The organism is Mesorhizobium sp. USDA 3734 (assembly GCF_056279665.1).
In genome coordinates, this window is the sequence record NZ_JBWCCW010000001.1 from 3,485,975 (window position 1) to 3,500,761 (window position 14,787).

General features: G+C 63.9%; 6 protein-coding genes. 1 reads left to right on the forward strand and 5 read right to left on the reverse strand.

Annotated elements, in window-relative coordinates; all coding sequences use genetic code 11:
• Nucleotides 1-7: 7 nt before the first annotated feature.
• Nucleotides 8-694, reverse strand: coding sequence for a D-lyxose/D-mannose family sugar isomerase (locus tag ACZ89F_RS17115; protein WP_476093084.1), 687 nt, complete (start codon nucleotides 692-694; stop codon nucleotides 8-10).
• A gap of 188 nt (nucleotides 695-882) precedes the next feature.
• Here ACZ89F_RS17115 and ACZ89F_RS17120 point away from each other — a divergent pair, with 188 nt between their 5' ends.
• Nucleotides 883-1,941: a D-TA family PLP-dependent enzyme gene (locus tag ACZ89F_RS17120; protein WP_476093085.1), complete on the forward strand. Its 1,059-nt coding sequence runs from the start codon at nucleotides 883-885 to the stop codon at nucleotides 1,939-1,941.
• A 27-nt stretch (nucleotides 1,942-1,968) separates the two neighbouring features.
• Here the strand turns inward: ACZ89F_RS17120 and ACZ89F_RS17125 are convergent, their stop codons facing one another.
• The 4 genes from ACZ89F_RS17125 to ACZ89F_RS17140 form a co-directional block, all read right to left on the reverse strand.
• Nucleotides 1,969-2,733: a heme ABC transporter permease gene (locus ACZ89F_RS17125; RefSeq protein WP_476093086.1), complete on the reverse strand. Its 765-nt coding sequence runs from the start codon at nucleotides 2,731-2,733 to the stop codon at nucleotides 1,969-1,971.
• 280 nt (nucleotides 2,734-3,013) lie between these two features.
• Nucleotides 3,014-4,795 carry a glucan ABC transporter ATP-binding protein/ permease gene (locus ACZ89F_RS17130; protein WP_476093087.1) on the reverse strand — a complete coding sequence of 594 codons (1,782 nt, stop codon included), beginning with the start codon at nucleotides 4,793-4,795 and terminating at the stop codon, nucleotides 3,014-3,016.
• Between the two features lie 517 nt (nucleotides 4,796-5,312).
• Nucleotides 5,313-13,919, reverse strand: a complete 8,607-nt coding sequence (locus ACZ89F_RS17135; protein WP_476093088.1) for a glycoside hydrolase family 94 protein — start codon at nucleotides 13,917-13,919, stop codon at nucleotides 5,313-5,315.
• Nucleotides 13,920-14,187: 268 nt separating this feature from the next.
• A complete protein-coding gene (locus tag ACZ89F_RS17140) occupies nucleotides 14,188-14,775 on the reverse strand; it encodes a HutD/Ves family protein (protein WP_476093089.1) in 588 nt (195 codons plus the stop codon).
• Between the last annotated feature and the right edge of the window lie 12 nt (nucleotides 14,776-14,787).

The window sequence follows — 14,787 nt, forward strand, 5'->3', positions numbered from 1 at the left end:
GTTGCCCTCAGCCCAGCCACTTCTCATAGTCGGACACCAGCAGGTGCACCGGGGCGACATCCTCGTCGATGTTGGAAAAGCGGCCGATCGGCTCGCGGAAGACATTGTCGGTAAGATCGTCATTGACGGTCGACACCTCACCGATCAGCACGTCCTTGCCCTCGGCCCAGAAGGCATGCCAGACGCCGGGCAAGAGCGTAACGCTTTGGCCCGGGTCGAGTTTCAACAACCCGCCCGCCGGCAGCCTGTGGATGGTTCCGTCGACCGGCACCGATACCTCGGCCTTGGGATCGATGCCGCCGTCGCGATCGTGCATGAACAGTTCCAGCACCAGCTTGCCGCCACCACGGTTGATGATGTCCTCGGCCTTGATGTTGTGGCGGTGCATCGGCGACAGCTGGTCCTTGCGCGAGATCATGATCTTCTCCGCATAGAGCATGCCCATGCCCTTCTTCATGTCCTCGTAGCGACCGTTGCGAACGGTGAACAGGAACAGGCCGAGCTCCTTGAACTTCTCCTGGCCGTAATCGGTGATGTCCCAGCCGAGCCGCGAGGTAAATACGGCTGCGGAGTCGACCTGGCGCGCCTTCGCCTCCTCGGGCGACCAGTAGGCGAAGGGCGGCATGATGTAGCCGAACGAGCGGATGAAAGCGTCGGCTTCGCGGATGATGTCGTTGATGGCGGAGCGTTTCATGATCATGATCCCTTCATATGGATTTGTCTGGCAAATCGCATAGCTGAACGTCGATACAGTGTCGATCCATCTTGCCACCGGGTGCCGCCTTCTGCCTTGGCATGGACTACAGATCCGCTCCGCTGGCTGCGTGACATCACGCTCTTTCAGGGTCATAACCCCTGCGGATTTCCACAGGGTGACAGCTGATGCCGACCGTCCACGACCTCGATACGCCATCGATCCTGATCGACGCCGCGCGCGCCGAAGCCAACATTGCCCGCGCCCAGGCCCATGCCGACAGGAACGGGCTGACGCTCAGGCCGCATATCAAGACGCACAAACTGCCCTATTGGGCGAAGAAGCAGGTCGCGGCCGGCGCCGTCGGCATTACTTGCCAGAAGATCGGCGAGGCCGAGGTGATGGCCGACGCCGGGCTGACTGACATTTTTCTCCCTTACAACATTCTCGGGCGCGCCAAGCTGGAGCGGCTTCTGGCGCTGCACCGCCGTGTGACGCTGTCGGTTACAGCTGACAGCAGGGAGACGCTCGAAGGGCTGGCCGCCACCTTCACCGATGCCGGCCATCGTCTGCCAGTGCTGGTCGAATGCGACACCGGCATGGGCCGCTGCGGCGTGCAGACGGCTGACGAAGCGGTTGCGCTGGCAAGACAGATCGACAAAGCCGGTGGCCTCGCCTTTGGCGGGTTGATGACCTACCCGGCCGCCGGCCGCGCCGCCGAGGCCGAAGCCTGGCTCACTGAGGCCAAGCAGGCGCTGGCCGCGTCGGGCCTCGCTTGCGAACGCATCTCCAGCGGCGGCACGCCGGATATGTGGCGCTCGAGCGAGGCATCTGTTGTCACCGAGTATCGTCCAGGCACCTACATCTATCTCGACCGCTATCAGGTCGCCAAAGGCGTCGGCACTCTAGACGACTGCGCACTGACGGTGCTGTCGACGGTGGTCAGCCACCCCACAGCGACGCGCGCCATCCTCGATGCCGGCAGCAAGGCGCTGTCCAGCGACACGTTGGGGCTCGCCGATTTCGGCGAACTGCTCGGCATTCCGGGAGCGCGGGTGACGGGCTTGAGCGAGGAGCACGGCACCGTCACGCTTTCGGGCGACGCCAAATTGCGCATCGGCGATCGCGTGCGTGTCGTGCCCGACCATTGCTGCGTCGTCACCAATTTGTTCAACGAGGTCAATCTGATCGACGGCGACAAGGTGCTGGAAACGCTGCCGGTGGCGGCGCGCGGAAGGATGGCCTGACCCGTTTCGGCAGGCAATAGAGTTGAGCTAAGCCGGCTGCCGCTCCGCCTGCCGTGCCGCGACGCGGCGCATGGCGATGACGCGGCGGCGGCGGATTTCGGTGCGCATTGCCATCAGGTGCAGCGCAAAGAACAGCACGGTGAAGCCGAGCGCCATAACCAGCAGCGGCCATAGCAGGCTGGAGTCGATGGTCGAGCCGCCCATGCGGAACACAGAAGCCGGCTGATGCAGCGTGTTCCACCAGTCGACCGAGAACTTGATGATCGGAATGTTGATGAAGCCGACCAGCGTCATGATGGCGGCGGCCCAGGCCGCGCGTCCGGCATCGTCGAGCGCACGGGTCAGCGCGATGATGCCGAGATACATCAGGAACAGCACGAAGACCGAGGTCAGCCGCGCATCCCAGACCCACCAGGTGCCCCACATCGGCTTGCCCCAGATCGAGCCGGTGACCAGCGCCAGCGCGGTGAAGACGGCGCCGATGGGTGCGGCGGATTTCAGCGCGACATCGGCCAGCGGATGCCGCCAGACGAGCGTGCCGAGCGCAGAGATCGCCATCAGCGTGTAGCACATCATGGCGAGCCAGGCGAAAGGCACATGGATATACATGATGCGGACGGTGATGCCTTGCTGGAAATCCTCAGGCGCGGCAAAGCTCATATAGAGCCCGACGGCGAGGATGAGCGCGGCGATGGACGCCAGCCACGGCACGAGCCGGTCGGCCAGCCCGACGAAGCGGGTCGGGTTGGCAAGATCCATCCAGCCGGCCAAGCGTGAAGTCGTGTCGCTCATGCGGCTCTACATAGACCGCCAGTGCGTTTGGGGCAATCGAGCGGTGATGTCGCAGTGTGAGAAGCGGTCCGCGTGGCGGACGAAAAGCCAATTGCTTGGCTTTTCGAGCTTCGAACGCCCTGAGCCTGCGAAGGGCTGGGTGGTGACCCCCCTACCGGGGTCCCCGCTGCTTCGCAGCGTCCCGGCGTTCGCCGGCCTTTCATCGTGCCACTGGCACGATGAATTCGCTTCGCGAACCGGCTGCTCACCCCACAAGGGGAGAAGGCAGAGACGCCCCTGATCAGGCAGCCGCTTCTTGCTGTTGCTGCACGGTGCGGCTGAGGCGGCGAACCTCCTCGTCGTTGAGCAGGCCGCCGGCGCGCAACAGGCTGGCGAAGCGGCCGTTGCGCAGCGACAGTTCGGCGAAGCCGCCCATCTCGACCACCCTGCCCTTGTCCATGAACACGACCAGATCGGCGTCGCGGACGGTGGTCAGGCGGTGGGCGATGATGAAGGTGGTGCGGTCGCGCCGCAATTCGTCGATCGCGTCCTTGACGCGGTCCTCGGTCTCGACGTCGAGCGCGCTGGTCGCCTCGTCGAGCACCAGGATCGGGGCATCCTTCAGCACGGCGCGGGCAATGGCGATGCGCTGACGCTCGCCACCCGACAGCTGGCCGCCACGTTCGCCGACCACCGTGTCATAGCCATTGCTCTTGGACAGGATGAAATCCTGCGCCGCGGCCGCGTTGGCGGCGGCATGGATCTCGTCATTGGTCGCATCTGCGCGGCCGACGCGAATGTTGTCCTCGATCGAGCGGTTGAGCAGCCCGGCATCCTGGAACACGGTGGCGATCGAATGACGCAGCGACTTTCGGGTCACGGTGCGGGTGTCGACGCCGTCGATCAGGATACGGCCATGGGACGGCGAGAAGACACGCTGCAGCAGATTGATGAGCGTGGTCTTGCCGGCGCCGGTCGGCCCGACGATGGCAACGGTCTGACCGGCCTGGACTTCGAACGACACGTCGTCGATGCCCTGGCCCGAATTGGCGAATTCGAAGCCGACATTCTCGAAGCGGACATGCCCGGTAATGTTAGCGAGATCGCGCAACCCATCCGGCTCGGCGGCGTCGGCCGCGGAGTCCTCGAGCTGGTAGAAATCTTCAAGCTTGGCGCGCGCCTCGGAAATCTGGTTGGCGAAAGCCGACATCTGGTCGAGGCGAGCGATCAGCATCGTGGCAAAACCGGTGAAGGCGATGACGTCGCCGATACCCAACTGACCATGAGTCACGAGATAGGAGCCGATCGACAAGACGATCAGCATCGAGATTGCCGATGACAGACGGTGCAAGGCATTGGCCAGCGCCCACCAGTCGAGCACAGGGTTCTGTGCATCGAGCAGGTTCTTGACGTAGCGGCGCAGCGTATCGGCCTCGTGGCCGAGGCGATTGTAGCTCTGCAGCACCGCAACGTTGCTGACCGAGTCGGTCACGTGCGCGAATACCTTGTGGTAGTGGCGCTCGACCGCGGCCTGGCCCGCCTTGGTGCGGCGCATTACCATCCGACCGATGCCGACATAGAGCAGTCCAAGGCCAAGCAGCACCAGCGACATGCGCAGGTCCATGCTGATCGCGGTAGGCACCAGAAGTACGAGGGCGACGGCCGTGGACAGATGCTGGCGCATGAATTCAAGCCAAAGGCTGAACAGGGTTTCGACGGCGCGCAGCATCGTGTGCAACGCATTGGAGGTGCCGTGCTGATGGTGCCAGGCGAGCGGCATGGTGATCACGCGCTCGAAGGACTGGCACAGAACTTCGCTGCGCCGCGCATGGGCAAAGCGGTCGGCGCCGCGCGCCACCATGACGAAAGCAACGATATTGAAGGCGCCGAGACCGGCCCACATGACCAGCGTGGTGAAGACAGAGCCGCGCTCGGAGATGGCGCCGATGACGCGCCCGAACATAATCGGCTCGAGAAGCGCTACGATGGCGAGAGCCACGTTGGCCGAACAGATCAACGCGACGCGTTTCCTGTCCGCGGCCAGATATCCGAGTGCTCGCCAGTAGATTTGCAGAAGGGTCACCCCAGTTACTCCGCCACGCTGTTTATTGTGCACTGCATCATTTGACTCGTACCGGTTGATACGTCGCAAAACAATGGCCGTGTACCTCTTCAGTTCCCTCAGAGCGAACAAAAGATGGCGACGTTCCGAAATCTGCCGTGATCATCTAACGGTTTGAGAAGACAGGTAAAATGTCAGGCATGCGGCGAAATCATGGCAGTTGGAGCGTGCTGCCACAATTTTAATCAGCTACAATGTCGGGCGGATGACTAAGACCGAAATCGCCGTCTGCACAGTATAGGTCAAAACTAAGCGGCTTTGCGCGCGCCCGAGAATACGGGACGCCGAGCCTCGCCGTCTAGCGCTAGCCCTGCGATGCGCATCAAGCCTTTGATTTTATGGGCCTCTCAGCCGCATGCCATTCGGCGGGCCGATGGCAGGACGGGGCGGCATGCCGCCCTTTCATCCTGTCGTGAGCCCGACAACCGCTTCCTCCCCGGGGCTTGAGCCCGAGGGGAATGCTGTTGGGTGAAGTGCCTCAGGCGGGGATCCTGATGAGGATTTCGGCAACTTCGCCGTCCTTCAGTTCGACTGCCGAAACCTTGGTCTTGGCCCCATTCACCTCCAGCGACACGGCCTTGGCCTTATTGTCGCGGATGACACGAACCTTGAGTTCCGCCCCCAGCATCTTGAGATTTGCCGAATAGCCATCCCAATGGCTTGGCAGCCTCGGCTTGAACTGGATGCGCTTGCCGCGCCGTTCGATGCCCAGAATGCCTTCGACCGCGGCCCTGTAGAGCCAGCCGGCGGAGCCGGTGTACCAGGTCCAGCCGCCACGGCCGCCCTTGCTGTTGCCGGCATTGTCGTCCCCGGCATAGATATCGGCCGCCACGACATACGGTTCGACACGATAGTGCTCGGCCGACGCCTCGTCGGTCGCATGGTTGACCGGGTTGAGCATCGAGAAGCAGCGATAGGCCTCGTCGACCTGCCCCATCTCCGCGAGCGCGATGACGAACCATGTGGCGGCATGGGTATATTGACCGCCATTCTCGCGCACGCCGGGCGGATAGCTCTTGATGTAACCCGGGTCCTTCTCCGTCTTCGAGAAGGGCGGCGTGAACAGCTTGACGATCTTGAGCTTGTCGTCGACGAGCAGCTTCGTCGCCTGCTCCATCGCCGTCGTCGAACGCGCCGGATCACCCTCTCCCGAAAGCACGCTCCAGGACTGGGCAATGGAGTCGATCTTGCACTCCTGCGAGTTGCGAGACCCCAGAGGGGTGCCGTCGTCGAAGCTGCCGCGCCGGTACCATTCGCCGTCCCATGCCGTGCTCTCAAGCGCCCGCTTCAAAACATCGGCATGTTTTGCCCAGGCCTGCGCACGCTTGGCATCGCCCTCGGTCCTGGCGACGGGGGCGAAGTCGCCCAGCGTCCTCAGCAGGAACCAGCCGAGCCAGACGCTCTCGCCCTTGCCGTGCTCGCCGACGCGGTTCATGCCGTCGTTCCAGTCGCCGCCGAGGATCAGCGGCAGGCCCGCGGGGCTGCTGCGCTTGATGGCGAGGTCCAACGCACGCGCGCAATGGTCGTAGAGCGACGCCGTCTTCTTCGAAATCTCCGGGGTGAAGAAGGCATCGTGCTCGCCCTCGCCCAGCTCCTGCCCGTCGATGAAGGGCAATTGCTCCTTGAGGATGGTGGCGTCACCGGTGACCAGCAGGTAGCGCGCCGTGGCGTGGGCCAGCCAGACCACATCGTCCGAGATCAGCGTGCGCACGCCGGCGCCGGTGCGCGGCAGCCACCAATGCTGCACGTCGCCTTCGGGAAACTGCCGCCGCGCCGCGTTGAGGATCTGGTCGCGCGCCAGTTGCGGATCATGCGCCAGCAACGCCAGCGTATCCTGCAACTGGTCGCGAAAGCCGAAGGCACCGCTGGCCTGATAGAAGGCGGAGCGGGCACGGATGCGGCAGGCCAGGCTCTGGTAAGGCAGCCAATGATTGACCATCGCGTCGAGCGCCTTGTCCGGCGTCTCGACCTGGATGGTGTCGAGGAAGCCGCGCCACACGCGCTCATTGTCGGCCAGCCGCTGGTCGAAATCCTTGACCCGGTGCTCCTGCACCAGGGCGCTGGCCTCCTCGGCGGACTCGGCGTCGCCGAGCAGCCACAGCATCGTCACGTCGCCGCCGGCCGGAATCTCGATGTCACGAGCGATCGCCGCGCACGGATCGTCGCCGGCCTCGACACGGCCCGAAAGTGCTGCACCGCTCAGCACCGCCTGTGGAAGCTCGCTGGAGCCATGCCGGCCGAGGAACTCCGAGCGGTCTGATGTCACCGAATGCACGCCGCCGTCGGCGGCAAGGAAGGCCACCCGCTCGCTGAAATCGAGTCCGTAAGGGTTTTGTGCCAGCAACGCCCCGGTGGCGGCGTCCCGCGACGGGACGATGGTTGCCGCCGTGCGCGATCGATGCCCGCCGAGCACCCATTCGGCATAGGCATAGACACGCAACCGCGCCGGCACCGAGCCGGAATTCTGGATACGCAGCCGCGAGATCTTCACCGGGTCGACCGGATCGACGACATGGGTGAGGTCCATAGACAACGGCCCGCGCTTCGAGCGGAAGGTCGAGAAACCCTGGCCGTGCCAGGCCTCGTAGGTCATCGAGGGATCGCGCACCATGGCTGCGAGCGGCGAAAACGCCTTGCCGCTGGCCTGATCGTAGATGTAGAGGCCCTCGCCCGGCCGGTTCGAGACCGGATCATTCGACCACGGCGTCAACTGGTAGTCGCGGCTGTTGCGGCTCCAGGTGAAGGCAGCCCCCTCGGCGGAGGTGTGGAAGCCGAACGAGGCGCTGGAGACGACGTTGATCCACGGCTGCGGCGTCGTGCGCCGGCCGGCCAGGCGCACCACATAGTGCCGCCCATCGCCGTCGAAACCGCCGAAGCCGTTCCACTGGCGGAGCCCGCTTCCATCGGCGCTGACATTCGCCACCGCCTGCGAGGCATATGCATGCGTCGTGGGTGTCAGCGATGGTAGTTCACGCAGAACCGGCAGTGCGGCCGGCAGCAAGGCGTCGCGCGCCTGCAGGGCCGCCGCCTCGGCCCGCTCGATCTGGTCGAAGATGGTGCCGTTGCGCGTGTGCAGGACCACCCGGGCGACGGCGAGCAGCGTCTTGTAGGTCGTCTCGTCCATGAGATCGCGGCGCACCGCGAAAATGTGCTGGCGAGGTCCAAGCTCCTTGCCCCGCAAACGGCTGTTTTCGCACAGCGTCTCGACCGCCCGCTGCAGATCCTGGACATAGGAGGATGCCTGCTCGTTGACGACGACGAAGTCGATCATCATGCCACGGGTGCGCATATATTCCTGGAAACGCAGAGCCTGGGCGACGATTTCGAGATCGGCGACGTCGCCGATCCTGACCAGGAAGATCGGGAAATCGCCGGAAATGCTGGTCGGCCACAGGCTCGACTGCTTGCCCAGCCCCGAGGCGATGGATTCGGCGGGAAGACGCAGGAACGGATCCGGATAGATCAGATAGCGCGCCAGCTTCTGCACATTGGCGGCATCGGTCAGGCTGAGGCCCATATGGCGGGTCTGCACCTGGCTGCGCGTCCAGGCGAGCATGGCCTGGCGGGCAAAGCTCTCCGGGTGGTCTAGCCGGGCGATGGCCTCGTCCAGCTCGGTGCGGCTGACGCCGACGACGGTCCAGAAGGTCAGCGATATCTTCTTGTTGGCCGGCACACGCACCTGGCGGCGCAGCGAGGCGACGGGATCGAGCGTGAAGCCCGAATGGCCGCCAAGCCTGGCGCCCGGATCGAAGGCGGCCGCGTCGACAATAGTACGGCCACGGCCGATGAAGGCGCGCCTGTCGGTCTCGGCCTCGGCATCGCGCGCCGACCCGGACGGATCGGTGACGAAATGCACCATGGCGACATCGGGCTCGCTGGTCTCGCGCTTGCGTCGCGTGGCGAAGATCGCCGCGTTATTCGATGCGATCTCGGTTTCCACGAACATCTTCGAGAAGGCTGGATGCGCGTTGTCGGACGCTTCCAGACCGAGCACCAGTTCGGCAAAGGAGGTCACTTCAATGTGACGGTCGGACGGACCGTCATTGTAGAGCGTGACCCGACGGCCCTCGCCATTGCCTTCCGAGATGACGATGCATTCGACCTCGGAGCGCAACGTGCCCACCGATTTGACGAAGCTCGCCTTGTCGTCGGAGAACAAGGTCTGGGCCTTTTCCTCGGCCGCACGCTTCGGCTCTGCCGTCGCCGACCACCATTCGCCGGTGCCGGCGTCACGCAGGAAGATGTAGGAGCCGAGCCGATCCTCGGTCGGATCCGGCTGCCAGCGGGTGACGGAGAGATCACCCCAGCGGCTGTAGCCCGAGCCGGTCGCGGTGACCATCACCGAATAGCGGCCGTTCGACATGACGCTGGTCGACCGCAGCGACTGCAGCGGGTTGAGCACGATGCGGGTGTCGGGGCTATCGACTTCGGTCTCGTCCTTGGCGCGTTCGTCGGCCTCGGTCCTGACGGTCGCGGTCGGGATGTCGCGCGGCGCCCTCTCCTGCAGCAACAGTTCGGCCGATTCGATGACCGGATCGCTGTGGAAGCGATCGCGCATGCGGCCTTCGAAGATGGCGTCGGCAACCGCCACGATCGACATGCCCGAATGGTGGGCCATGTAGTTCTGCACGACGACATGATCGGTGCCTTCCGGCACGCGCTGCGGCGTGAAGTCGACGGCGTCGTAGTAACCGTGGCGGCCAAGCGCGCCGATCTCCCGCAATCGGGCGAGGTTCTGCACGGCTTCGCGCGGGTTGAACTGGGCCGCCAATATGGTGGCGTAAGGCGCGATCACCGTGTTCTGGCCAAGGCCGCGCTTCAGCCCGAGCCCGGGCACGCCGAAATTGGTGTACTGGTAGGTCAGTTCACGGTCGCGAGCGTTGTAGGCCGCTTCCGAAATGCCCCACGGCACGTTCTTCTGGCGGCCGTACTGGATCTGGCGCTTGATGATCAGCTTGCTGGTCTGGTTGAGGATCGAGCCCTGTGGCTCCTTCATCACCAGCGGCGGCATCAAATATTCGAACATCGAACCGGACCAGGACATCAGCGCACCCTGGAACCCGATCTCGACGATCGGCCGGCCCAGCCGGAACCAGTGCTCGGTCGGCAGGTCACCCTTGGCAATAGCGAAAAGGCTGGTCAGCCGCGCCTCTGAAGCCAAAAGGTCGTAGCAGCTTTCATCGAGCTGGTGTTCCTCGACCCGGTAGCCGATCGACAGCAGCTTGCGCTCCGGCCGCATCAGGAAGGAGAAATCCATCTCGAAAGCGAAGCGGCGCGTGCGCTCGCGCAAGGTGAGCAGCTTGGCACGCAGAGCCTCGACGGCATTGTCGTCGCTGTGCGCGTCATGCACATGCGCTTCGCAGGTGGCTTCCAACCTTGCCGCCCAGTCGACGATGACGTCGCTCTGCGGCGGCGACGCCGCCTCGGTGTGGATGGCGGTGGCCAATTTGCGGATCTCGCCGGCCAGCACGGCCAGGTTGATGGTGCGGATCGACGCCATTTCCGGCTGCGCCTTGATGGTGTCGACAGCGCGCCGCATGCCGTCGAGACGGTCGGCAAGGCGCTGGCGCAGGGGGCGCAGCTGACGGCGGTCGTCGGGCAGTTCGTCGAGGCTTTCGCTGAGGATCGTGACGGTGTCGAGAATGCCTTCGAAGTCGCCCTGGAGATAGACGGAGGGCGCTTCGGCCCATTCGGCGCAAGCTGCCGCCACAGCCACCAGATGGCCGGCGAGATTGCCGCTGTCGACAGCCGAGATGTAAAGTGGATAGAGCGGCTTCAGAGTCGTCGTGTCATACCAGTTGAAGAGGTGACCGCGATCGCGCGGCATGCCCTCGATCGTCGTCATGGTGGCGTCGATGCGGGTGATGGCGTCGGACAGGCTGATCCAGCCGAAGTCGCGGGCAGAGACGACGGACAGCAGGTAGACGCCGATATTGGTCGGCGAGGTGCGTGGCGCCACGACCGGCGCCGGGTTTTCCTGGAAATTGTCCGGCGGCAGATGGTGATGCTCTGCGGTCACGAAGCTTTCGAAATAGTGCCATGTGCGCCGCGCCACCGTGCGCAAAGTATGGATATCAGCCTGCGATATGCGCAAGCGATCCTCGGTTTCAGCCGAACGGCTGATCCAGCTGGCGATGGCGGGCGAGCCAATCCAGAACAGGGCGAAGAAGAAGGCAACGAAGGCGCCGGTCGAATCGGCCAGCACCGGAATGGCAAGGCCGACGAAGCCGATGATCACGGCGCCATACATCATACCGTAGTAGGAACCGATGTCGTTGTCGCCGCTCTTGTGCGCCTGCGAGGCGGTGCGCCATTCCAAAAGGTTCTGGCGGCTGACGAACAGCCGGTAGAGCGTGCGGACGATGGCATCGCCCATCATCCAGGCGTTATGTGCCATCAGCACGATCTTCAGCGCCACCATGGCGGTGCCGAAGGCGACGTCGCGCGCCAGGGCAGAGAAATGGCCGCGCGGCGTCTGGTCGCCGCTCTTGGGCAAGATGGCGTTGACGATGTCGAATGTCGGCGCCATGAACAGGCTGAGGATCAGCAGAGCCTGCCATTGCGCGGCCTGCGTGAAGGGCAGCAGCGTCCAGCCTGCGATCGCCGCCATCACCCAGAAGATCGGCGTCAGCGAGCGGCGCAGATTGTCGATCATCTTCCAGCGCGACAGAGCCGGCACGCCGGAGCGCGGATCGAGCATGAAGCCGAGCAGCTGCCAGTCGCCGCGTGCCCAGCGATGATGGCGCGAGGCGTCGACCGAGTAGCGGGTCGGATAATCCTCGACCAGTTCGACGTCGGTAACCAGCGCCGAGCGCGCCAGCGCGCCTTCCAGCAGATCATGGCTGAGGATGGTGTTCTCCTCGATGCGGCCCTGCAGCGCGGCCTCGAAGGCATCGACGTGATAGAGACCCTTGCCGGTGAAGGAACCGTCGCCGAAGACGTCCTGATAGAGATCGGACACGGCAAAGACATAGGGGTCGAGGCCGCGATTGGCCGAAAAGACCCGCTGGAAAAACGACGCATCGTCGCCGCTGGTGAGCGACGCGGTGATACGCGGCTGCAAGATCGCATAGCCGGCCGTGACGACGCGCTTGCTGGCATCGAAATGCGGGCGGTTGAGCGGGTGGCAAAGCTTGCCGACGAGGGTCGCGACCGCGTCGCGGGTGGTGCGCGTGTCGGCATCGAGCGTCATCACATGGACGACGTTCTCCGGCAGCGGCACGTCGAGTGGCAGGAATGTGGTGTCGCTGTCGCCGCGCAGCAGAAGGTCGAGCTCATGCAGCTTGCCACGCTTGCGCTCCCAGCCCATCCAGGACCCCTGAGCCGCATTGAACAGCCGGCGCCGGTGCAGGATGTAGAAACGCGGCGCGCCCTCGGACGGATAGCGGGCGTTGAGACGGGCGATCTCGGCGCGGGCGAATTCGAGGATTTCGGTATCCGCAGCATCGATCTCGGTCTTGCTGTCGGGCCAGTCCGACAGCAGCGCGAAATGGATTTCATCGGCCGTGTTGGCGAGATGATGCACTTCGATATTGCGGATGTTTTCCTCGACGTCGTCGCGCGAGCCGATCAGCGACGGCACCACAACAAGCGTGCGCGCCTCGGGCGGTACGCCGTGCCTGTAATCGTAGCCGACGAGGCGGGTCGGTTTGAGGAACAGCGACACGACAGTGTTGAAGAAAGCGAGCGCACCCTCGCTGGCCGGAACGGCAAACAGCGCCAGCATCAGCACGATCGACGGCACCGACAGGCCGAGATTGGCGAGTGCATTGCCGGAGAGGACGAGCAGCAGGGCCGTCAGCGCAAACACCGGTACGACGATGCCAAGCCACCCGGTCTTGCGAAAGGCGCGCTTGATCGTCTGGCTGATGGTGGGCCGATAGCCGATAGCCTTCTCCAGCTCCAGCCGGCGCGGGCCGACGAGAAAGAAACCGACATCGGTGTGGGCGGATAAGATTGGACCCGCATCGCTTTCACCATCGCCTAGCATGGTCTCGCTGGCGACGTGACCGGCCAGCTCGATGGCTTTTTCGGCGACGCGATATTCCGACAGGTCCGAGCGGCGCGCCAGTTCCTCGATCGCGGTCCGGTACTGGTCACGCGAGAAGAAGTCGAGCGCGGCGAAATCGGTGCGCTCGCGCAGCACGGTATCGATGCGGCTGACGCCTTCGAACCACACGGTCCAGTCGACGTCGTTGATGAGGCGCAGGCCGCGAATGATGTTGCCCGTCGTCACATTGCCGCTGGACAGCGTGTGATGTTCGGAAATGATGATTTCCTCGGCATCGGAACCGGTCTTTTCGAGTTCGCCTTCCAGCCATTCCAGGGCCTTGCCGGCATTCTGCGATCCATCGCGCAAGCGGTAGAGCAGCTGGGTGGCGAAGGTGGTGTCCTGCGCGTGGGCGCCGAAGTTGGACAGGATCGACTGCCGGTCGGCGCTGTCGTCGGTCGCCAGAACCTTGTCCGCCACATCATTGGCGATCTGGCGCATCTGACGGGTGCGGTTGACCCTGACCGCCAGTCGGCGGAGGTTTTCGATCAGGACGAAGCGCAACAGCGATGGCAGCGCCCAGAGTTCGCCGATCTTCAGCGGCTCGACCGACTGGAAGCCCTGGACGATGGACTTGAACATCGTCGCCGAGACGGAACTGTCCGAATGCGCCACATAGGTCCAGGCCAGCGCCAGCGCGCGCGGCACACTGCCGCCGTCAGGCAGCTTCAGGGTCGGCAGTTGGCGATAGAAGCGGCGCGGCAGATCTCGCTTGACCTGGAAAATGGTCTCTTCGACCAGATAATTGTTGTCGAGCAGCCATTGTGCCGCCGGCGTGATCGTCTCGCCTCTCGCCTGCGCCGCATTGGTGGACCGGTAGACTTCCAGGATCTTCTTGGCGCTGTCGCGGACACGCGCCTGAAAATCGAAGGCCGTCAGGCCGAACAGATCGGTGAGATCGCCTTTTGCCAGGCTTTCACCGAGCAGCCGAAGGCGCTCTTCGGGCAGGTAATTGGAGCGGATCGGCTCTTCGGTGATGGCCGGGAAGCTCGCGCTTGTCTTCTCGATTTGGGCAGGGTTCGTCTGAATATTCATTGAAAATTCCGTAAGCGGGCACTCAGCGGCGTCACCGCCACGGCAATGGCCCTAAAACCGATTCAAATGCAATTGGTTGCATAAACCCCATTTGCCGAAAGTTTGTTTCCGCACCACGACAGGGCGTCATCTCTCAGCGAAAAACAACGACGAGCGCCCCTCCTCCCGACGAGATCGATCGACGGGGAGGATTCGGGCTTTTTCGTGATGCCCGCCGTCAGCTTACGCTATAATTCGCCGGCGTCGCGATCATGTTTGGAAACAAGCGTTAATCGTTGCCCGAGATGCCGCCGATCCGGATCACGAACAGCGTTGCCTCATGGACGGGATGGACAAGCAAGCCGCTGCTGTCCGGATCGGCCAGCAGCGTGTCGAGCGGCCCGAGGTGAACCGGTTCGGCGGCGGGCACGATGACTTCGCCGTTCAAGCACAGGATGAGGGTTGTGCCGGCTTCGGTCCAGATTTCCACGGGAGCCGAAATCACCAGGCGTTCGACCGAATGCGTCATCCGGCTTCTGCGGGTCATGACATTGAGATCGGTGATCGGGCCGCCGATCAGCGTGGCCGAGGTTTGCACGTCGGCCGGGAAGGAAAACAGGGCATTCGCCCTGTTTATGGATGTCGGCGGGTAGCCGGCAATGTCGAGGACAATGCCCTCGCCTTCGAGCACGGCAAGGGTCCGATCGATCCCGGCAAACTGCGAGAACGGGCCGCTACCTTGGACGTGCGCCATCGAGACGCGCCAGTCGAAATCGTCGAGCCCGGCACCGGTAGGCGAGATGGCGATTTCAGTCGTCACGCCGCCGCCGTTCTTCCACGGCATCGACCGGTATTCGGCTGCCCGCAAGATGCGCATGAGATCAGTCCG

Excerpts from the sequence above, each read along its gene's own strand:
- ACZ89F_RS17115 (WP_476093084.1), bottom strand. The coding sequence starts at position 694 with ATGAAACGCTCCGCCATCAACGACATCATCCGCGAAGCCGACGCTTTC.
- ACZ89F_RS17120 (WP_476093085.1), top strand. The coding sequence starts at position 883 with ATGCCGACCGTCCACGACCTCGATACGCCATCGATCCTGATCGACGCC.
- ACZ89F_RS17125 (WP_476093086.1), bottom strand. The coding sequence starts at position 2,733 with ATGAGCGACACGACTTCACGCTTGGCCGGCTGGATGGATCTTGCCAAC.
- ACZ89F_RS17135 (WP_476093088.1), bottom strand. The coding sequence starts at position 13,919 with ATGAATATTCAGACGAACCCTGCCCAAATCGAGAAGACAAGCGCGAGC.
- ACZ89F_RS17140 (WP_476093089.1), bottom strand. The coding sequence starts at position 14,775 with ATGCGCATCTTGCGGGCAGCCGAATACCGGTCGATGCCGTGGAAGAAC.